Origin of the sequence: Amycolatopsis sp. NPDC049252 (assembly GCF_043197175.1) — a bacterium.
Classification (GTDB): Bacteria; Actinomycetota; Actinomycetes; order Mycobacteriales; family Pseudonocardiaceae; genus Amycolatopsis.
This window is the reverse complement of record NZ_JBICSQ010000012.1, coordinates 23,210-42,868: the sequence shown is the minus strand read 5'-3', so window position 1 is coordinate 42,868 and position 19,659 is coordinate 23,210. Positions and strand designations below refer to the sequence as shown.

Genomic DNA, 19,659 nt, shown 5'->3' with positions numbered 1-19,659 from the left:
GTCGACGTCGGCACGATCCGCCGCGCGGCCTCGTCCAGGGAGAGACCGCGGGAGCGGATCCCGGCCCGGACCGCTTCCGCCCACTCGTCGGCGCGCCAGTGCGCCACTCGACCACGCTAAGAGGAACCCGAGGGGCGGCCCCGGCGATGCTGTCGCGTGCGACAACCTCGCTCACATGCCGCGACGTGCCGTCGTCGAATGCCCCGCGTCACCTCACAAAGCTGACGAAACCCGCTAGCTTCGCGCAGGGACAAAACGCCCACGCCGCGCCGAAGAGCGCAAGAAGATCAACGCCGCCTGGATGTACCTGCGGGAGGTCTACGACGTGAAGAAGTCCACGCGCCGTTAGATCGGGGTGACGTACGCGCCCGAGATGCCGCCGTCCACGAGGAACTGGGACGCCGTGATGAAGCTGGCGTCGTCGCTGGCCAGGAACGCCACGGCCGCCGCGATCTCCTCCGGCTCGGCGAACCGGCCGACCGGGACGTGGACCAGGCGCCGCGCCGCGCGTTCCGGGTCCTTCGCGAACAGCTCCTTGAGCAGCGGCGTGTTCACCGGCCCCGGGCACAGCGCGTTGACGCGGATGTTCTCCCGCGCGAACTGCACGCCCAGCTCGCGGCTCATGGCGAGCACCCCGCCCTTGGACGCGGTGTAGGAGATCTGCGACGTCGCCGCGCCCATCACCGCCACGAACGACGCCGTGTTGACGATCGAGCCCTTGCCCTGGCGCTGCATGTACGGCAGGACTTCCTTGCAGCACAGGTAGACCGACGTCAGGTTGACCCGCTGTACCCGCTCCCAGGCGTCGATCCCGGTGGTCAGGATCGAGTCGTCCTCGGGCGGCGAGATGCCGGCGTTGTTGAACGCGACGTCGATCGTGCCGTACTGGTCGGCCGTGGTCCGGTAGAGGTTCTCCACCTGCTCGGCGTCGGTGACGTCGGCCTGCACGAACAGGCCGCCGACCTCGTCCGCCGCGGCCTTGCCGGACTCCGGCGTCAGGTCGCCGATGACGACCTGCGCGCCTTCGCTCGCCAGGCGGCGGGCGGTCGCGAGCCCGATGCCGCTCGCGCCGCCGGTGATCACCGCGACGCGGCCTTCGAAACGCTGGACCATTACTCCTCCGTGCTGATGAAAACGTTCTTGGTCTCGGTGAACGCCGTCGGGGCGTCGGGGCCCAGCTCGCGGCCGAGGCCGGACTGCTTGAAGCCGCCGAAGGGCGTCCAGTAGCGCACCGACGAGTGCGAGTTGACCGACAGGTTGCCGGACTCGACAGCTCGCGCGACGCGGAAGGCGCGGCCGGTGTCGCGGGTCCAGATCGACCCGGACAGGCCGTACTCGGTGGCGTTGGCCTGGCGCACCGCGTCCGCCTCGTCGGTGAACGGCACGACGGCCACGACCGGGCCGAAGACCTCCTCGGCCGCGGCGGGGTGCCGCAGGTCCGGCGGGGTCAGCACGGTCGGCGGGAACCAGAAGCCGGGCCCGGCCGGCGCGGTGCCGCGGAACGCGACCGGCGCGTCGTCGGGCACGTAGGAGGCGACCTTTTCCCGGTGGGCCGCGGAGATCAGCGGCCCCATCTCGGTCTTCTCCTCGGCGGGATCGCCGACGACGACGCCGTGCACCGCCGGCTCCAGCAGCTCCATGAACCGGTCGTAGACGCTCGCCTGCACCAGGATCAGCGACCGCGCGCAGCAGTCCTGCCCGGCGTTGTCGAAGACGCCGTAGGGTGCGGTCGCCGCGGCCTTCTCCAGGTCGGAGTCGGCGAAGACGACGTTCGCGTTCTTGCCGCCCAGCTCCAGCGTCACGCGCTTCACCCGCGCCGCGCAGCCGGCCATGATCTGCTTGCCGACCTCGGTGGAGCCGGTGAAGACGACCTTGCGGACGGCCGGGTGCTCGACGAACCGTTGTCCCACCACGGATCCCTTGCCGGGCAGCACCTGGAAGACGTCTTCGGGGAGGCCGGCCTCCCGGGCCAGCTCGCCGAGCCGGATCGCGGTGAGCGGGGTCAGCTCGGCGGGCTTGAGCACGACGGTGTTGCCGGCGGCGAGCGCGGGCGCGAAACCCCAGCCGGCGATCGGCATCGGGAAGTTCCACGGCACGATCACGCCGACCACGCCGAGCGGCTCGTGGAAGGTGACGTTGACCCCGCCCGGCACCGGGATCTGCTGCCCGATCAGGCGTTCCGGCGCGGCGGAGAAGTAGTTGAGGACGTCGCGGACGTTGCCCGCCTCCCAGCGGGCGTTGCCGATGGTGTGGCCGGAGTTCTCGACCTCCAGCCGCGCGAGGTGCTCGATGTCCGCCTCGACGGCGTCGGCGAAGCGGCGCAGCAGCCGGGCCCGATCACCGGGGGCGACGTCGCGCCACGCCGCGAACGCCGCGTGGGCGCGGGCGATCGCCGCGTCGGTCTCGTCGGCGCCGGTCAGCGCGACCGACCGCACCACCTGCTCGGTGGCGGGGTTGATCACATCGAAACTGGTCATTCTTGCCTCCTGCTCGCGTCGACCAGGGCTTGGAACAACCGGACGTCGTCGGTGTCCTGCTCGGGGTGCCACTGGACGCCGAGCAGGAAGTCGTCACCCGGCGCTTCGGCGGCCTCGATCGTGCCGTCGGCGGACCAGCCGACCGGGTCGAGACCGGCACCGAGCCGGTCGATGGCCTGGTGGTGGTAACACAGGGTCTTCGTTTCCGGGCCCAGGATCCGCGCCGCCCGGCTGCCGTCGGCCAGCGTGACGATGCCTTTGCCGAACGTCGCGGGCGCGGGCTGGTGCTCGGTGGACTCCCGGGCCTCGGGCAGGTGCTGGACCAGGGTGCCACCGAGGGCGACGCTGATCACCTGCAGGCCACGGCACACGCCGAGCACCGGTTTGCCCTGCTCGCGCGCGGCGGCCAGGAGACCGAACTCGAAGGCGTCGCGGTTCGGCCGGGTGTAGGTCGCGGGGTGCTGTTCCTGGCCGTAACGCTCCGGCTCGACGTCGGCGCCGCCGGTCAGCACCAGGCCGTCCACTGTGGACATCAGCCGGTCGTACGCGTCGCTCACCGGCGGCAGCAGCACCGGGACGCCGCCCGCGGCGACGACGCAGTCGACGTAGACGCGGTGCAGCAGCGCGGCTTCGGTCTCCCACACGAGGAACTTCGCGGGCTCGAGGTAAGTGGTGAGCCCGATGACCGGCTTAGAGGCGCTCGAAGCCACGAACCCGCTCCCAGTCGGTGACGGCGGCGTTGTAGGCGTCCACCTCGATCTTCGCCGCGTTCAGGTAGTGCTCGACGACGTCCTCGCCGAAGGCCGCGCGCGCCAGGTCGCTGCCGGCCAGGGCGGCGGCGGCTTCGGGCAGCGTGGTCGGGACCGTGGCGCGGCCGGAGTTGTAGGCGTTGCCGACGAACGGCTCTTCGAGCTCCAGCTCGTTCTCGATGCCGTGTAAACCGGCCGCGATCAGCGCGGCGACGGCGAGGTACGGGTTGACGTCGCCGCCCGGCACGCGGTTCTCGACGCGCAACGACTCGCCGTGCCCGACGACGCGCAGCGCGCAGGTGCGGTTGTCGGTGCCCCAGGCGATGGCCGTCGGCGCGAAGCTGCCGGGCACGAACCGCTTGTAGGAGTTGATGTTCGGCGCGAGGAAGTAGGCCAGCTCGTGCAGCGCGGCCAGCTGGCCGGCGAGGAAGTGCTCCATCAGCTTCGAGAAGCCGTGTTCGCTGTCGCCGGCCAGCACCGCCCGGCCCTCGGTGGAGCGCAGGCTGATGTGGATGTGGCAGGAGTTGCCCTCGCGCTCGTTGTACTTCGCCATGAAGGTGAGGCTCTTGCCCTCCTGCGCGGCGATCTCCTTGGCACCGTTCTTGTAGACGCTGTGGTTGTCGCAGGTGGCGAGCGCGTCGGTGAAGCGGAAGGCGATCTCCTGCTGGCCGGGGTTGCACTCGCCCTTGGCCGACTCGGGGTAGAGCCCGGCGCCCGCCATGTCGTTGCGGATGCGGCGCAGCAGCGGCTCGAGGCGCGCGGTGCCGAGCATCGAGTAGTCGACGTTGTACTGGTTGGCCGGCTTGAGGCCGTGGTAGCGCTTGTCCCAGGCGGCTTCGTAGGTGTCGTCGAAGACGATGAACTCGAGCTCGGTCCCGACGAAGGCGCCGAGCCCGCGCTCGGCGAGCCGCTCGAGCTGGCGGCGCAGGATCTGGCGCGGCGACACCGACACCGGCCCGCCCTGCACGCGCTCGACGTCGGCCAGCACCAGCGCGGTGCCCTCCTGCCACGGCACCAGCCGCAGGGTGTCGAAGTCGGGACGCAGCACGAAGTCGCCGTACCCGCTTTCCCACGACGAGAGCTCGTAACCGTCGACGGTGTTCATGTCGACGTCCACGGCGAGCAGGTAGTTGCAGGCCTCGGTGGCGTGCCCGACGACCTCGTCGAGGAAGTACTCGGCCGCGCAGCGCTTGCCCTGGAGCCGCCCCTGCATGTCCGTGATCGCGACGAGCACGGTGTCGATCGTGCCCGCGTCCACGCGCTCCCGGAGTTCGTCGAGGGTGAGCATGCCTCGCCTGCGTGCCATCAGCCACCCCAAAGGTTTGATGCGAATCCTTTGCCGGTCCTTCCTACCCTGGTGGCGAGCTACGGGTCAACCCTCGAAAAGGTACTTTTTTGATCCATTGCGGTGACACTCGGACGGCGTGGTGGAATGTCCGGGATGCCCGGCTGAGAAGAGCCTGTGAATCGTGCTCGACCGGGAGGAATCCGGGGTACTTCCACGTTGTAAGGGGCAGGAGAGGTGAGATCGATGACCACAGCATTCACGCAGACCACGATCGGACAGCAGCAGGCCCGGCCCCAGTTGCCGACCCTGCCCACCGGCTGGCCGATCGGTTCGTACGAGTCCTACGAGCAGGCACAGAGCGCGGTCGACCACCTCGCGGGCACGGACTTCCCGGTCACCGACGTCACGATCGTGGGCGTGGAGCCGATGCTCGTCGAGCGGATCGCGGGCAAGATGTCGTGGGGCAAGGTCCTCGGCAGCGCCGCGATGTCCGGCGCCATGTTCGGCCTGTTCCTGGGCGTCGTGCTGAGCCTGCTCAACCCCGGCGCCGGGCTGGTGCCGATCGCCATCGGCCTCGTCGCCGGCCTCGGGTTCAACCTGCTGTTCGGCGCTCTGGGCTACGCGGCGAACCGCAACAAGCGCGGGTTCATCTCGCAGAGCCAGCTGGTCGCCCGCCGCTACGACGTCCTGTCGCAGCCCCGCAACGCCGAGAAGGGCCGCGCACTCCTGGCGGACCTGGCCGCGCGGAGCGCGTTCGGCCGCTGACCGTCACCCTTCGAAGGCCGTCTCCCCTCGGGAGGCGGCCTTCGTCGCGTCCGGGCCCGGCGGAACCGTCGGTGCTCGCCGGTAGCGTGGAAAACGGGGGCTGCTCAGGTGCCGGACGACACCGTCGGGATGTCCGACGACGGGTCCGGGAGTTCCGACGGCCGGCCCGACCGCAGCAGCTCGCCCCAGCGCGCGCGGTCGTAGCGGGCCGGCGGGGTGCTCGTCAGGAACTCGCGCAGGATCTCCAGGAACCGCTGCGGGTCCGAGCGGTGGGGGAAGTGGCCCGCGCCCTCGAACAGCACCAGCTTGCTGCCCGGCATCGCGCGGTGGGCGCGCAGCGCGTGGCCGCTCGGCACGACCACGTCGTCGGTGCCCCACGCCAGCAGCGTCGGGATTCCCTCGGTCAGGTAGCACCGGTCGAGCATGTTGACCACCTGGCCGCGCCAGTCGACGACCGAGCGGAGCGTCCGCAGGAACGCCGTCCGGCTGCCCGGTTCGAGGAGCCGGACGTAGCGCGTCAGCACGTAGTCGAGGTCCGGGCCGAGCCCGAGTCCCTCGGAAACCCGCAGCAGCTCGGCGATCCCGCGCATCGCGGCCAGCGCCGGGCGGGTGCCCAGCAGCGGCATCACCAGCCCCGCGCCCGGTGCGGCCGCCAGGCGCAGCAACGGGTGCACACTCGCCCCGACACCACCGGAACCGACCAGCACCAGGCGTTCGCAGCGTTCCGGGAACTGGTACGCGAACTGCATCGCGACGCCGCCGCCGAGTGAATGCCCGACCACCGTCACCCGGTCGACGTCCAGCGTGGTCAGCAGGTCGCGCATGCCGCACGCGTAGGCGGCGACCGAGTAGTCGGCGCGCGGCTTGGCCGAAGCGCCGTGGCCGAGCAGGTCCGGCGCGATCACCGTGTAGTCGCCGGACAGCGAGGCCAGCAGGTCCAGCCAGGTCGACGAGTCGTCGCCGATGCCGTGCAGGAACAGCACGGCGGGACCGCGCCCGGCCATCCGGTAGGCGCGCTCGTACCCGTGGACCACCCGTGTGCGCGGGGCGAACGTGTCCGCCCCGATCCCCGTCAATGCCGGCACGTACCCAGCTCACCACGGGTGCGTTCGCTGGACGTTTCCGGCACGTTCGGATCGGGTGAACGCCAGGAGCGGCCCCGACCTCCGCTCCTGGCGTCCGTTCCCCCCTACCTTGTCGGCGTCGTCGTGGGAGCCGGCGTCGACGAAGGAGCACTGGGTGAGGGCGACGTCGTCGGTGGTGTCGTCACCTTCGGGATCGCCGCGCTGAACGGCACGTTCGGGTCTTCGCGGCAGGCGGAGCGGTAACCGTTGTAACCGTCGAAGTTGCCCTGGTCGTCGGTGACGCCCTGCTGGATCCGCGGCCGCGGGAACCGGTTGTCCGACCCGATCTTCTCCTTGGTGCCGGACGAGCGCTCGCAGCCGTAGCGGGTCAGCGTGATCGGCCTGCCCTCTTCGTCGTAGAGGTAGACCTCGGTCAGCGGCTTGCCCTCGGCGTCGAAGGCGTAGACGTTGCCGACCGCCTGGCCGCCGTAGGTCAGCTGGTCGGTGCCGTACTGGTCGGACGACGACGGGTAGTACGGCGACGACGCGCTCTGGTAGGGGCTGCGGTTCGAGATGAGGTCGACCGCCGCCCCGAAGCCGCCGAGCGCCCCGCCGATCACGAACGCCGAAACCGGCACGGCGACCCACAGCAGCCGCCGGTCGGCGCGCAACCGCGGCCCGGCCCACACGGCCGCGACACCCGCGAGGAGCAGGAAAGGCAGCAGCAGCACGGCTTGCCGGTGCCGCAGCATGAGCAGCACCCCGAACGTGAGCAGCGCGAGGGCGCAGATGACCCACCACGCGGGCTTCAGCGAACCCAGGTAGCGCAGCGCCTTCCCGCCTTCCTCCTGCTCGCGGAGCCTGCCCAGTGACGTGCGCAGCCGCGCCAGCTCCGGCAGCGCCAGCACCGGCTCGACGCCTCCGCGCAGCAGCAGCGCCAGGCTGATCAGGAACACCGGCGCGGGCACGACGATGCCGATCAGCGCGTCGGGCTCCACGTTGATGGCGGCGGTGAAGGCGATCAGCGTGAGCGCCAGCGCGCTGATCACCAGGCCCCACAACGCGATCCGCGGCTTCAGCAGGCTCGGTGACGCCGGCGCCGTGGTCAGCACCGTGGCCGCCCCCTCCCCCGCCGGCGGGTAACCGCCCGAAGCCCGCAGCTCGGCCGCGTAGCTCTCGGGGGTGCCGAGCCGTTCGATGAGGGCCTCGACGCGGGCGCCCTCCCCCAGCTCGCCCTCGAGCTCCGCCAGGTGCGGGCGGACGTCCTCGAGGATCTCTTCGATCTCGCTCGCGGGCAGGTCGGCGAGCGCGGTCCGGACCCGCGCCAGATAAACCCGCACGGCGGTCGGCTTGTCGCTCATGCTGCTGCCTCTCCCAAAAGCACGTTCATCGTCGAAGCGAAGCTGTGCCAGGTCTTGCCCGACTCCGCCAGGCGGAGCCGGCCCGGCTCGTTCAGGCTGTAGTACTTGCGGTGCGGCCCCTCTTCACTGGGCACCACGTACGAGGTGAGCAGGCCGGCCTTGTAGAGCCTGCGCAACGTCCCGTACACCGACGCGTCCCCGACCTCCTCCAGGCCCGATGCCCTGAGTCTTCGCAGGACGTCGTACCCGTAGCCGTCTTCCTCGCGGAGCACCGCGAGGACGGCGAGATCGAGCACCCCTTTGAGCAGCTGACTGATCTCCACTGCACCCTCCAGTCTTACGCTTAGGAAGGTACCACGCATTGCGCAGTAGTGCGCACGGCAGAGGGCCATCCGGCGCGTCGCCGAGGGATCACCCGGGGTCGACGGGCCGCTCGAAGAAGGACTCCAGCACGACGATCGTCTGCGTCCCGGTGACGCCGTCGATCGTGAACAGCCGCCGCAGCGCTGCCTGCAGCTCCTCCGTCGACGCCGTGCGCACCTTCACCAGCAGCGACGCCGGCCCCGCGACGACGTGCGCTTCGATGACCTCGGGCAGCGCTTCGAGGGCGGTCTTCACCGAACCGTCCCCCATCCAGGCGTTGGCCTCGACGAGGACGAACGCCGCGACCGCGCGCCCGACCGCGACCGGGTCGACCTCCACGGTGGTCCGCCGGATCACGCCCTGCTCGCGCAGTTTGCGCACGCGCTCGTGGGCCGCACCGGCCGAGAGCCCGACCGCCCGACCGAGCGCCGTGTACACCTGCCCCGCGTCCCGCTGGAGTTCCGCCAGCAACATCCGATCCACGTCATCCACTGGTTGACCATATCAGGTTCGGTGTAGCATGATCGGCACAGGATGGTATTTTGATTGGGGAGGTGTTCGGTGGATCTGGTCAAGGCGGACTTCGCGGTGCTTGACGAGCGCTTCGCGCGCGTCAACGGCGACGAGTGGATGCAGCGCCTGCACACCGGCTGCCGCTGGACCGAGGGGCCTGCGTACTTCCCGGCCGGGCGCTACCTGGTGTTCAGCGACATCCCGAACAACCGGACCCTGCGCTGGGACGAGACCACCGGCCAGGTCGGGGTGTTCCGGCAGCCGTCGGACTACGCGAACGGGCACACGGTCGACCGGCAGGGCCGGCTGATCAGCTGCGAGCAGGGTCCCCGCCGGGTGACCCGCACGGAGCATGACGGGTCGATCACCGTGCTCGCTTCGTTGTACCAAGGAAAGCGGCTCAACAGTCCCAATGACGTCGTCGAGCACTCGGACGGGTCAATCTGGTTCACCGACCCGAGTTACGGCATCGACAGCGACTACGAGGGATACCGCGCGGAGAGCGAGATCGGCGCGTGCCACGTGTACCGCGTCGACCCGCAGGACGGCGAGGTCCGCATCGTCGCCGACGACTTCTCCCGTCCGAACGGCCTGGCGTTCTCGGCCGACGAGTCGCAGCTGTACATCGCCGACACCCGCCAGGATCCCAGCCACCTCAGGGTGTTCGGCGTAGCCGACGGCGGAACCCTCACCGACGGCGAGATCTTCGCAACGTCCGACGCGGGCGGCTTCGACGGAGTCCGAGTCGACAGCGAGGGCAACGTCTGGGCAGCGGCCCACGACGGCCTGCACTGCTTCGCCCCGGACGGCACCCGCATCGGCAAGCTCCGCATGCCGGAGGTCTGCTCGAACTTCACCTTCGGCGGCGCTCGGCGGAACGAGCTGTTCATCACGGCATCAAGTTCGCTGTACACCCTGCGGGTGACGGTGAACGGGGCTCGGTACCCATGAGTGGACGTCTTTGGCCCCGGAGTCATGGGGGTGCCCTCATGACTTTGGTTCCGGACTGGTCGAGCGCCCGGTTCAGCGCGACGCCAAGCTCGCCGTACACGCTGCGGATCAGGATGAAGGGCGCCCGCCATTCGTGAGGGGCACCCTCATGGACATAAAAGCCATGAGGGTGCCCCTCACGATTTCAGAGCTGGGCTTGTCGAGCGCCTGGTTTAGCAGCGCGCCCGCACGGGCTTCGGTTCCGGACTCGTCGATCATCTACCCGGCAACAAGCCCTGCGCGACTTCAGACCCCAACCAGCCGAACACCTGGCTCGGCAGCGAACCTCGCACGGCTCTCATTCCGAGCTTGTCTATCGCCTACCCAGCAGCGATCCCACGCAACCTCGGACCCAGCCAGCTGAACGCCCGGCACGGCAGGGCGTCCCACGGCTCCCGTTCCGCGCTCGTCACTCGCCTGCACAGCAGCGATCCCACGCAACTTCGGACCCAGCCAGCTGAACGCCCGGCACGGCAGGGCGTCCCACGGCTCCCGTTCCGCGCTCGTCACTCGCCTACCCAACAGCGATCCCACGCAACCTCGGACCCAGCCAGCCGAACGCCCGGCACGGCAGCGTACCCACGACTCCCGTTCCGCGCTCGTCACTCGCCTGCACAGCAGCGATCCCACGCAACCTCAGAACCCAACCAGCCGAACGCCCGGCACGGCAGCGTACCTCGCGCGGGCTTCGCTCCGGGCTCGTCGATCCCTTGCCCAGCAACGATCCCTGCGCGACTTCGGACCCCAGCCAGCCAAAACGCACGACTCAGCAGCGTGCCCCGCACGGCTTCCGTTCCGAGCCAGCCGAGCGCCCGGCCCAGCCCGACGTACACCCTACGAGTCACGGTAAGCGGCGCCCGCCGCCCATGAGGGGCACCCTCATGGCCATGCCCCTCACGACTTCGGTCCCGCGCTAGTCGAGCGCCTGGTTCAGCTGGGTGCCGCGGCGCCAGGCGCGGCTGACCCGAACCAGCCAGTCCGCCTCGGCCGCGACGTCCGCGTCGGCGTCCGCCAGGGGTTCCGGTGTGTCGTCGGCTGGGGCGAAGCGGCGGCCCGCCCGTTCCGCCTCGATCGCCGCCGCCAGGGTGACCGCCTCCACCGTCGCCGCGACTTCGGCTTCGGGGACTCCCGCACGTCGGGCCTCCGCCGCCGCTCGGGCCGGGAGGCCGGGGTCGAAGTGGGCGCGCAGGGCCAGGTGACCGTCGCGGATCTCGATCACCCGGCGGTACAGCGCGAACTCGGGTCCGGCCGCCAGCCCGCGGCCCGGGTCGAGCGCGATGCCCGGCACCGCCGCGCGCAATGCCGCCCACAGCGGCTCGATGCGGCGGTACGCCCGGTAGGCGCGCACCCGGCCGAGCACCGACGACACCGCCGGCGACCACGCGCTGAGCGTCGCCCCCGCCGCGATCAATCCGACGGTCACCGCCGCCAGCACCGACGACACCAGGTCTTCGCGGGCCTCGATCCGGGACGTCTGCGCGAGCCTGCGGACGTCGTCGACACCCCACAGCGTCCACACGAACGCCGAGCCGACTCCGATCACCAGCAGCCACAGCCCGGCGCGCAGCGGGCCGGGCTCCGCGTGCCGCGCGCCGCGGGCGAACACCGAGCTGAGCAGACCGAGGCTGACCAGGCCGTAGACCAGGAACAGGATCTTGTCGCCGATCGCGAACGGCAGCCCGCCGGCCGGGAACACCGTGTCGTCGCCGACCCGCTCTGGCGAGGACAGCGCGTAGCACGCCGCGAGCAGGACCATCGTCGCGCCGGTGAACAACGCGTGCGGGACGAGCCGGGCGCCTTCGCCTCGCCACATCGCCTGGCCGAAGGCGACCGCGAAGCCGATCGCGCCCAGCTTCAGCTCCTCCCCCATCAACGGCGCGACCCACGCGAACACCGGGCCCGGGCCGGCCAGGACCTCCATCGCCGGGGTCAGCACGACGATGCCGGCGGCGATGCACATGCCGAACCCGGCGAGGAACCACATGGTGCGCGCCGGCTGGCTGTGGCGTGATTCGATCAGCTTGTACCCGAACCCGGCGCACCCCAGCAGGCACAGGTGATAGGTCAGGGTCTCGATCACGGCGCGCGGCGGCGGGACCGGCCGCCGAACAGCGAGTCGAAGCGCCGCAGGTCTTCGGGGACGTCGGGCGCCGGTTCTTCGGGCCGGACGATCCGCTGCGCGAGCAGGGTGGCCACGAGTTCGGCCTCGCGTTCCTCGACCTCGGTGTAGGTGGTGCGGCCCAGGACCCGGCGGACCAGCTCGGGCGAGAGGTTGGGCATCAGCTGCCGGCCCGCGGCGGCGTCGATGGCCACGCCGTCGGGGCCGCCGTCGGGCCCCGTGTGCCCGCAGACCAGGTGCCCGACCTCGTGCAGCAGGATGTGCCGCCGGTGCAGGGCGGTCGTGTTGGTCGGGTAGAGGATGTAGTCCGCGCGTTCGGTGCTCATCAGCAGCCCGCAGGGTGCGCCGTCGGGCGCGCTGACCGGCATCAGCTCGATCGGACGGCCGCGCTGGGCGGCCAGGGCCGCGACGAACGCCTCGGGATCGAACGGTTCCGGCAGGCTGACGGTGCCGGCCACCTCACGGGCCCGCTGCCACAAGGCGCGGCCCGGTCCCCGCGCGGAGAGCCGCCGCAGAGATCGTCGCTCCGCCACGTCAACCCTCCTTCTCCACGCCACCGCGGCCGGATCTCGTCCCGGCACGCGGCCACGCGGGCCCACTGGGGCCCGGTACCGAATCCGGTTCGCGTCCGCACCGCCATGCCGACCCCGCGAACCTACCGCGACGACGGTCGCCACGGGACCACCCCGCCGGTAATTACCGGCGCAGACTCCTCGGCGCCCGGGTTCCCGCTGGGCCAGCCGCCTTTTCTCACCATCGCTGTGGCCGGACCACACAGCTGGCCGGCCGGAGAGATCCGGTAGCGGTCGGCTGGTCCGGCAGCCGGATCGCGCACGATTGTGAGATCGCCCGGTTCTAGCGGACCGCGGGCTTCCTGGGTGGTCCAGCAGTGCCGGAAGAGCGGCCGACCGGGCGGCCGGAAAATACGCAGCGGCGAAGACGCCGAGCGGGTTGGCTCGGGTTGACTGTGACGGGAAGGGTTGGTTGCGCCGCGGCCGGATCGGCTGCTGTCTTGGGGTCGCCGGTTCTCGCGGGCGCCGCCGGCTTTCCTCGGTGGTCCGGTATTGGCGGAAGAGCGACCGACCAGGCGGCCAGAACATGCGCAGTGGCGAAGTCGCCGAGCCGGTTGGCTCGTCCAGGCGGTTCGGCGGCTGTGGCGGAAGGATAGGTGCACCGCGGCCGGACCGGATGTTGTCTTGAGGTCGCCGGTTCTCGCGGACCCCGCCGCCTTTCCTGGGTGGTCCAGCAGTGCCGGAAGAGCGACCGACCAGGCGACCGGAACATGCGCAGTGGCGAAGTCGCCGACCCAGTTGGCTCGACCGGGCGGTTCGGCGGCTGTGGTGGGAAGGGTTGATTGCGCTGAGGCCGGACCGGATGTTGTCTTGAGGTCGCCCGTTCTCGCGGACCCCGCCGACTTCCTGGGTAGTCCGGCAGTGGCAAAAGAGCGGCCGGAACATTGCGCTGTGGCGAAGACGCCGAGCCAGTCGACAGGTCCGCGGCGGTTCGGCGGCTGTGGCGGAACGATAGGTGCGCCGGAACGGATGTGGTCGCGAGGCCGCCGGTTCGCGTGTTGTGGCGAAGTCGCCGAACCAGTCGGCCCGGTCGCCGAGGCTGTCGGGCTCCTCGCCACTGCCGCCGGACTACCCACGCGACCGGCCGCGATCGATCCAGCCTCCAGGACAGTCAGTCTCTTCGCCGCCGCCGGCGAACTGTCCGGACAAGCCGGCGCGCGGGATTCGGTGCTGGGTCAGCTGTCCTTCTTCGGGGCTCCTCGGCCGGCTTCGCGGCGGGCGATGGCGTCGATCATGTCGCTGATCGTGTCCAAACCGTCGGCCGACAGGGTCACCGCGCGCAGCGCCAGGTCGCGGACGCCCGCGTCGCGTAGCGCTCCCAGCAGGGCCAGCTCCTCGGCGATCTTGCGGCTCTGCTCGTCGTCGAAGAAGTAGGCCGGGGGGACTCCGAAGAACTGGGCCAATGCTTCCAGGTGCCGCTTGGTCGGGTTGGTGCGCCGGCCTGTGCGGAGTTGCCACAGGTAGGTCGTCGAGAAGCTCTCGCCCGTGGCCTCGCGGCAGGCCGTCGCGACCTCCTCGTTGCTGTACGGCTCCCGATCGGCCCTCCGGACCACGTGGAACAGCTGGTCGATCTTGTCGGCCAGCGTCGACTTGCCGGGCTCCTTGACCACGTTGCACTCCCTCAGCTACCAGGCGTATTCATCCTAGCTGAAAGGCGAACACCTGTTATCAACGCGAGTTCGTTCTCGGCCGCGGCTGGCACCGCGGGCACGAGAACGACGACCGGTTCATGAACGGCTCGCGCCGGATCGGCGAGCCGCAGCGGTGGCAGGGCAGGCCCTCCTGGCCGTACGCGTCGAGCGAACGGTCGAAGTACCCCGACTGCCCGTTGACGTTCACATACAGCGCGTCGAACGACGTGCCGCCCTGGCCCAGGGCCGCGTTCATCACGTCCGACGCCGCGGACAACAGCTCGCGGCCCTTCGCGAGGGTGAGCTTCTCCGTCGGCCGCGCCCAGTGCAGCTTCGCGCGCCACAGCGCTTCGTCGGCGTAGATGTTGCCGATGCCCGACACCAGCGTCTGGTCGAGCAGGGCACGCTTGATCTCGGTGCGGCGGGACCGCAACGCGCGAACGGCCGCTTCTAGGTCGAACGCCGGGTCCATCGGGTCGCGCGCGATGTGCGCGATCGAGCCCGGCAGCAGCACGCGCTCACCGATGTCGGTCAGGTCGTCCAGCACCAGGCCGCCGAACGTGCGCTGGTCGACGAAGCGCAGCTCCGGGCCGTCGTCGTCGAAGCGCAGCCGCACGCGCAGGTGCTTCTCGTCCGGTGCGTCCTCGGGCTGGACGAGCATCTGCCCGCTCATCCCGAGGTGGGCGACGACGGCTTCCTTGTCGGACAGCTCGAGCCACAGGTACTTGCCCCGCCGCCGCGCGGCTTCGACGCGGGCACCGGTGAGCCGCTGGGTGAAGTCGCCGGCACCCAGGACGTGCCGCCGGATCGCCCGCGGGTGCAGGACCTCGGCGTCGCGAATGGTCCGGCCGGCGACGTGCGCCTGCAGGCCCACTCGGACGACTTCGACCTCGGGAAGTTCGGGCATGACGTCATTGTGCCCCGGGGGTACGACAGTTCTCGCACGGCACCGGAGGCGGAAAAGGAGAAATCCGCCTGTCTCCCGGAGAATTCGTGGCGGACGGCCACGAACGCCTCTGGGCTACAGGCGGATCAGGAGAACGCGAGCTTCAGGCGTCCTCGTCGGGCTTCTCGGAATCCGCGGCCTTCTTCTCGGCTTCGAGTTCGCCCGACAGCGAGCGCCAGGCCGTCTCGGCGGCCTTCTGCTCGGCTTCCTTCTTCGTCGAACCCGAACCGGTGCCGAGCGGGCGGCCGCCGACGAGGACCGTGGCCGTGAACTCCTTGCGGTGGTCCGGACCGGTGTCCTCGACGCGGTACTCGGGCACGCCGAGACCGGCCGACGCCGTCAGCTCCTGCAGGCTCGTCTTCCAGTCGAGCCCGGCACCGCGCAGCGGCGCCTCGGCGAGAAGACCGTCGAAGAGGTGGTGCACCAGCTTGCGGGCGATCTCGATGCCGTGCGCCAGGTACACCGCGCCGATGACCGCTTCCAGGCCGTCGGCGAGGATGCTCGCCTTGTCCCGGCCGCCGGTGAGCTCTTCGCCCTTGCCCAGCAACAGGTGCGCCCCGAGCCCGCCCTCGCCGAGCCCGCGGGCCACCCTCGCCAGCGCGTGCATGTTGACGACGCTGGCGCGGAGCTTCGCGAGCTGACCTTCGGGCAGGTCGGGATGCGTGGTGTAGAGGTGATCGGTGACGACCAGGCCGAGCACGGCGTCACCGAGGAACTCCAGCCGCTCGTTCGGCGGCAGACCGCCGTTTTCGTACGCGTACGAACGGTGGGTCAGCGACAGCTCGAGCAACTCGGGGTCGAGTACGACCCCGAGCGCTTCGAGCAACGGCGCCGGATCGGCTGGTGGTCCCCCGGGCGTCTTGCCCCCCATTGTCGGCTACCCGATCAGGCGGGCTCGACGACCTGGCGGCCGTTGTGCTGGCCGCACGACGGGCACGCGATGTGCTGGAGCTTCGGCTGCTTGCAGGCGCGGTTGGAGCAGGGCACCAGCTGAACCGGAGCCGCCTTCCACTGGCTGCGGCGGGCGCGCGTGTTGGATCGCGACATCTTCCGCTTCGGGACGGCCACGAGTAGATCTCCTTAAGACGGTCTGCTCGCGGTGCGAGCGAACTTTCCTCACCGGCGAGCTGGACGCTCGTCAGGCTTGCTCTTGCTCAGCGGGGTCCTGCGCAGGCTTTTCGCCCGCATTCTCGTCGAAGCGCTCGACCAGTGCGGCCCACCGAGGGTCTATCTTCTCATGCCCGTGTCCGGGCTCGAGATCGGCCCACTTGACGCCGCAGTCGATGCAGAGCCCGGCGCAGTCTTCGGTGCACAACGGCGCCAGCGGCAGGGCGAGCACGACGGCGTCGCGGACGGTCGGCTCCAGGTCGATCCGGTCGTCGACCAGCCGCGGGATCTCGTCCTCGTCGGTCGTCTCCTCGGTGGCCGACCCCGGGTAGGCGAACAGCTCCTGGACCTCGACCTCGACCTCCTCGGTCAGAGGGTCGAGGCAGCGCGCGCAGTTGCCCTGCGCGGTCGCCGTCGCGGTGCCGCTGACCAGGACACCCTCGACGACGGATTCGAGGAGCAGGTCGAGCTTGAGTTCGGAACCGGCGTCGATGGTGATGACGTCGGGGACGCCAAGCGGCGTCTCCACCGGCACGCTGCGCTGAAGAGCGCGGCTGAGACCGGCGTGACGGCCGAGCTCACGGGTGTCGATCACCCACGGGCTGCGGTCGTCGAGCTGGGGGGTCTTGTTCTCGGACATCCCGTCCAGAGTACGCACGGGGTGCCACCCCTTTCGAGCTGGCACCCGCGCACGTCACGCAGCCGCTGAGAGGCTGGTCACACCTGGTAGTCGTAGAGCGTCGGGCGGCCGCCGCTGTTCGGCAGGTTCGCCGGGGAGCGCAGGTGGTTGCGGCCCGAGTCGACCGTGCGCAGCGTCGTCGCCAGCAGCTCCGAGAACTCGGCCAGCTTGCCGTCGACGTAGGCGTCGCAGTCGCCGCGCTGGCGGTCCGCTTCCGCGTGGGCTTCGTCGACGATGCGGGCCGATTCGGCGTGCGCCGCCTGGACGACCTCCGTCTGCGCGACCAGCCGGGCCTGCTCGAGACGGCCGTCTTCGATGGCGCGGTCGTAGGCGTCGCGGCCGGCCTGGATCATCCGCTCCGACTCGCCGCGGGAGCGGTCGGTGAGGTTCTGGTACTCGGCCTGGCCCGCCGCGACCGTGCGGTCGGCCTGGTCGTGGGCGTCGGCGAGCATCTGCTCGGCGCGGGCCCGGGCGTCGGCCAGGATCCGCTCGGCCTCGTCGGTGGCCTCGGCGATCGCCCGCTCGGCTTCGGAGTTCGCCCCCGCGACCGTTTCCCCGGCCTCCTTGCGGGCGGCGTGGATCAGGTCGTCGCGCTTGTCCAGCACGTCCTGGGCGTCGTCGACCTCCGCGGGCAGTGCGTCGCGGACGTCGTCGAGGAGTTCGAGGACGTCGCCGCGGGGCACCACGCAGCTGGACGTCATCGGGACGCCGCGCGCCTCCTCGACGATGGTGACGAGCTCGTCGAGCGCCTCGAAAACCCGGTACACGGCAACTCCAATCCCCTGTCGCTGGCACCAGTCTGCCCTCATCCGGCGCCGAAGCGGTGAAGGCGCACGGCACCGGGCGTGTCCGCGTCCCACGGCAGGGTGAACGCCGGATCGGTGATCACCTTCGCGGCCTGCTCCCGGGTCAGCCGGATCACGTCGGTGCATCCGTGCCTCCCCCGTCCGTGTCCCGGAAGGCCACGGACGAGGGAGTCACCGCGTTCAGGAATTCAGGTCGATCGCCTTGAACGTGACGTAGTGGTCGGGCGTGTAGGCCAGCTCGCCGGCCTTGCCGGAGATCACGCGGTCGTTGGTGCCGACGGTGAAGAGCTGGTAGTAGCCGGACGAGCAGGCCGGGAGCACGCCTTCGCGGTTCTCGTAGGTCGTGCCGGTGGACGCGCCGCCGCGGACGTCGTCCACGACGGTCTTGGCGGCCGAGGACAGCTGCGAGTAGCCGATCTTCGCCAGGCCGGACAGGTCGCCGCACTGCCGCGTCGGCGTGCCGCCGCCGTCGATGTCGATGACCTGGAACGTGGCGTAGTGGTCGCCGGTGTAGAAGTACTCGCCGCCGCTGCCGGTCACGATGCGGCGCGTGCCGCGGTTGCTCGCGCCGGGGGTCGGCACCGTGTACTCGTGGTAGTAGCTCGTCGCGCAGGACGGCAGGACGCCTTCGCGGTTGTCGAAGACGACGCCGTCGTTCTGCGGGTAGGGGAACGGCCCGCCCTTCTGGATCAGGTCGTAGGTCGTCGTGGCCTCGGCGGGCAGCGACGAGAGCGCCTTGTGGGTGAACCCGGCGAGGTCGCCGCACCGGTTCTGCGCCGCGACGGCCGGTGCACCGGTGACCGCCTCGGCGGCGGTGACCCCCATGGACAGCGTGGCCAGGAGCGCGAACAGGACCGCGACCAGGCGAGATCGGTAGTTGGTCATTTTCGGACCGTAACCCGATCGCGTGATCGTCAGAAGGCGGAAAGGTGAACTCCCGCGACGCCGGCGCCAAGTCCCGACGTTCGTAGGGGGCCGTTGGAGGGGAACCGGACGCGCGCGGGTCCCTGGTGGAGGACGCTCAGCGCCCGAGCTTGGGGAACTTCGACGCGAGCCGCTCGTAGACGATCGGCGGGACCAGGTTCTCGACGTCGCCGCCGAGGGCCGCGACCTCCTTGACCAGCGAGCTCGACACGAACCCGTACGCCGGGTTGTTCGCCATCAGCAGCGTCTCGACGCCGGTGAGCTCGCGGTTCATCTGCGCCATCTGCAGCTCGTAGTCGAAGTCGCTGACCGAGCGCAGGCCCTTGGCGATCGCCGCGATGCCGTTCTCACGGCAATAGTCGACCAGCAGGCCTTCCCACGAGTCGATGCGCACGTTCGGTTGCTTCGCCGTGATCTCGCGCAGCATCTCCAGGCGCTCTTCGATCTCGAAGAGGCCCTTCTTGCTCTTGTTCACCCCCACCGCGACGACGACCTCGTCGAACAGCTGGGCCGCCCGCTCGATGATGTCGAGGTGCCCGTTGGTGGCCGGATCGTAGGAACCGGGACAGACCGCACGCCGCATGGCGCGGACGCTACCGTGCCCGCGCGCTCCACGCGGGGTGGTTCACACCACAGCCGCGAATTCCGCCCAGTGGACCGCCGTGTCGCCGTACTTCTTCACGCGCGAGGGCTCGAAGCCGTCCGGCCAGTCCGGGGCGCCGTCCCGCGCGGCGCGTTCGACGACGACCAGCGCGCTCTCCCCCAGCCAGCCGCCCGCGGCGAGCGCCGCGAGCACCCTGCCGAGCGCGGCCGAGTCCACGGCGTAGGGCGGGTCGGCGAGCACGAGGCCGTACGGCCGCGGCGCGGGCGCGGCGACGACCGCCTCGACCTGGCCGGCCCGGACCGCGCCGCCCAGGCCCAGCGCCGCGACGTTGCCGCGCAGGACGTCGACGGCGCGCCGGTCGGCTTCGACGAACAGCGCGTCGGCGGCGCCGCGCGAGAGAGCTTCGAGACCGAGCGCACCGGAGCCCGCGTAGAGGTCGAGGACGTGCGCGCCGTCCAGCTCGCCGGCCGTCTCCAGCGCGTTGAACAGGGCCTCCCGTACGCGTTCCGACGTCGGGCGGGTGCCCTTCGGCGGCACCTTCAGCCGCCGCCCGCCCGCCGTCCCGGCCACGATCCTGGTCACCCCCTGATTGTGCGGGGATGACACGAAGCACTCATCGCCGGGACACGGGTGAACCCGCCGGGCGCAACGCGTAGAGTCGTTCTTCGCCCTCGGAGGCGATCCAGAGCTGTCAAGGAGCC

At 70.6% G+C, this 19,659-nt stretch carries 21 protein-coding genes; 2 read left to right on the top strand and 19 right to left on the bottom strand.

The window, feature by feature from the left end; translation table 11 throughout:
• Nucleotides 1-345: 345 nt before the first annotated feature.
• From ACGFMK_RS16825 to ACGFMK_RS16810, 4 genes are read right to left on the bottom strand one after another with little or no spacing between them, the layout of a single operon-like run.
• The gene (locus ACGFMK_RS16825; RefSeq protein ID WP_392763384.1) at nucleotides 346-1,113 is read right to left on the bottom strand and encodes a 3-oxoacyl-ACP reductase; all 768 of its coding nucleotides are present in this window, start codon (nucleotides 1,111-1,113) and stop codon (nucleotides 346-348) included.
• Nucleotides 1,113-2,477: an aldehyde dehydrogenase family protein gene (locus ACGFMK_RS16820; RefSeq protein ID WP_392763382.1), complete on the bottom strand. Its 1,365-nt coding sequence runs from the start codon at nucleotides 2,475-2,477 to the stop codon at nucleotides 1,113-1,115. The genes ACGFMK_RS16825 and ACGFMK_RS16820 overlap by 1 nt, the downstream gene beginning before the upstream one ends.
• The gene (locus ACGFMK_RS16815; RefSeq protein ID WP_392763379.1) at nucleotides 2,474-3,187 is read right to left on the bottom strand and encodes a gamma-glutamyl-gamma-aminobutyrate hydrolase family protein; all 714 of its coding nucleotides are present in this window, start codon (nucleotides 3,185-3,187) and stop codon (nucleotides 2,474-2,476) included. Before ACGFMK_RS16815 ends, ACGFMK_RS16820 begins: the two co-directional genes overlap by 4 nt.
• Entirely contained in the window at nucleotides 3,168-4,532 is a 1,365-nt protein-coding gene (locus tag ACGFMK_RS16810) for a glutamine synthetase family protein (RefSeq protein ID WP_392763376.1), read from the bottom strand. Before ACGFMK_RS16810 ends, ACGFMK_RS16815 begins: the two co-directional genes overlap by 20 nt.
• Before the next feature lie 225 nt (nucleotides 4,533-4,757).
• On the opposite strand from ACGFMK_RS16810, the gene ACGFMK_RS16805 reads away from it, so the two are divergent.
• Nucleotides 4,758-5,279, top strand: coding sequence for a general stress protein (locus tag ACGFMK_RS16805; protein WP_392763373.1), 522 nt, complete (start codon nucleotides 4,758-4,760; stop codon nucleotides 5,277-5,279).
• Nucleotides 5,280-5,383: 104 nt separating this feature from the next.
• Here ACGFMK_RS16805 and ACGFMK_RS16800 read toward each other — a convergent pair whose 3' ends face one another.
• From ACGFMK_RS16800 to ACGFMK_RS16785, 4 genes are all read right to left on the bottom strand, one after another.
• On the bottom strand, nucleotides 5,384-6,283 hold the full coding sequence (locus tag ACGFMK_RS16800) for an alpha/beta fold hydrolase (protein WP_392763678.1): 900 nt from the start codon (nucleotides 6,281-6,283) through the stop codon (nucleotides 5,384-5,386).
• A gap of 185 nt (nucleotides 6,284-6,468) precedes the next feature.
• Nucleotides 6,469-7,704, bottom strand: a complete 1,236-nt coding sequence (locus ACGFMK_RS16795) for a DUF1700 domain-containing protein (protein ID WP_392763371.1) — start codon at nucleotides 7,702-7,704, stop codon at nucleotides 6,469-6,471.
• A complete protein-coding gene (locus tag ACGFMK_RS16790) occupies nucleotides 7,701-8,027 on the bottom strand; it encodes a PadR family transcriptional regulator (protein ID WP_392763368.1) in 327 nt (108 codons plus the stop codon). Before ACGFMK_RS16790 ends, ACGFMK_RS16795 begins: the two co-directional genes overlap by 4 nt.
• A gap of 88 nt (nucleotides 8,028-8,115) precedes the next feature.
• Nucleotides 8,116-8,559 (bottom strand): Lrp/AsnC family transcriptional regulator, encoded by a 444-nt coding sequence (locus tag ACGFMK_RS16785; protein ID WP_392763365.1) that lies wholly within the window; start codon nucleotides 8,557-8,559, stop codon nucleotides 8,116-8,118.
• A gap of 69 nt (nucleotides 8,560-8,628) precedes the next feature.
• Between ACGFMK_RS16785 and ACGFMK_RS16780 the strand changes: the two genes are divergently transcribed.
• Nucleotides 8,629-9,531, top strand: a complete 903-nt coding sequence (locus ACGFMK_RS16780) for an SMP-30/gluconolactonase/LRE family protein (RefSeq protein WP_392763363.1) — start codon at nucleotides 8,629-8,631, stop codon at nucleotides 9,529-9,531.
• Between the two features lie 952 nt (nucleotides 9,532-10,483).
• On the opposite strand, the gene ACGFMK_RS16775 is transcribed toward ACGFMK_RS16780, so the two are convergent.
• The 11 genes from ACGFMK_RS16775 to rsmD all read right to left on the bottom strand — a co-directional run bounded on the left by ACGFMK_RS16775 (nucleotide 10,484) and on the right by rsmD (nucleotide 19,540).
• A complete protein-coding gene (locus tag ACGFMK_RS16775) occupies nucleotides 10,484-11,650 on the bottom strand; it encodes an MAB_1171c family putative transporter (RefSeq protein ID WP_392763361.1) in 1,167 nt (388 codons plus the stop codon).
• A complete protein-coding gene (locus ACGFMK_RS16770; RefSeq protein ID WP_392763675.1) occupies nucleotides 11,647-12,168 on the bottom strand; it encodes a hypothetical protein in 522 nt (173 codons plus the stop codon). Before ACGFMK_RS16770 ends, ACGFMK_RS16775 begins: the two co-directional genes overlap by 4 nt.
• 1,268 nt (nucleotides 12,169-13,436) lie before the next feature.
• Nucleotides 13,437-13,871 carry a helix-turn-helix domain-containing protein gene (locus ACGFMK_RS16765; protein WP_392763359.1) on the bottom strand — a complete coding sequence of 145 codons (435 nt, stop codon included), beginning with the start codon at nucleotides 13,869-13,871 and terminating at the stop codon, nucleotides 13,437-13,439.
• Nucleotides 13,872-13,929: 58 nt separating this feature from the next.
• Nucleotides 13,930-14,799, bottom strand: a complete 870-nt coding sequence (mutM, locus tag ACGFMK_RS16760; RefSeq protein WP_392763357.1) for a bifunctional DNA-formamidopyrimidine glycosylase/DNA-(apurinic or apyrimidinic site) lyase — start codon at nucleotides 14,797-14,799, stop codon at nucleotides 13,930-13,932.
• A 142-nt stretch (nucleotides 14,800-14,941) separates the two neighbouring features.
• Nucleotides 14,942-15,709, bottom strand: coding sequence for a ribonuclease III (gene rnc / locus ACGFMK_RS16755; protein WP_392763356.1), 768 nt, complete (start codon nucleotides 15,707-15,709; stop codon nucleotides 14,942-14,944).
• Nucleotides 15,710-15,723: 14 nt separating this feature from the next.
• Nucleotides 15,724-15,906 (bottom strand): 50S ribosomal protein L32, encoded by a 183-nt coding sequence (gene rpmF / locus ACGFMK_RS16750; protein ID WP_247062158.1) that lies wholly within the window; start codon nucleotides 15,904-15,906, stop codon nucleotides 15,724-15,726.
• Between the two features lie 70 nt (nucleotides 15,907-15,976).
• Nucleotides 15,977-16,585 (bottom strand): YceD family protein, encoded by a 609-nt coding sequence (locus ACGFMK_RS16745; protein WP_392763355.1) that lies wholly within the window; start codon nucleotides 16,583-16,585, stop codon nucleotides 15,977-15,979.
• A gap of 77 nt (nucleotides 16,586-16,662) precedes the next feature.
• Nucleotides 16,663-17,391, bottom strand: coding sequence for a DivIVA domain-containing protein (locus ACGFMK_RS16740; protein WP_392763353.1), 729 nt, complete (start codon nucleotides 17,389-17,391; stop codon nucleotides 16,663-16,665).
• A gap of 219 nt (nucleotides 17,392-17,610) precedes the next feature.
• Nucleotides 17,611-18,315 (bottom strand): ribonuclease domain-containing protein, encoded by a 705-nt coding sequence (locus ACGFMK_RS16735; RefSeq protein WP_392763351.1) that lies wholly within the window; start codon nucleotides 18,313-18,315, stop codon nucleotides 17,611-17,613.
• Nucleotides 18,316-18,451: 136 nt separating this feature from the next.
• Entirely contained in the window at nucleotides 18,452-18,937 is a 486-nt protein-coding gene (gene coaD, locus ACGFMK_RS16730) for a pantetheine-phosphate adenylyltransferase (protein ID WP_392763348.1), read from the bottom strand.
• A 42-nt stretch (nucleotides 18,938-18,979) separates the two neighbouring features.
• Nucleotides 18,980-19,540, bottom strand: a complete 561-nt coding sequence (rsmD, locus tag ACGFMK_RS16725; protein WP_392763346.1) for a 16S rRNA (guanine(966)-N(2))-methyltransferase RsmD — start codon at nucleotides 19,538-19,540, stop codon at nucleotides 18,980-18,982.
• Between the last annotated feature and the right edge of the window lie 119 nt (nucleotides 19,541-19,659).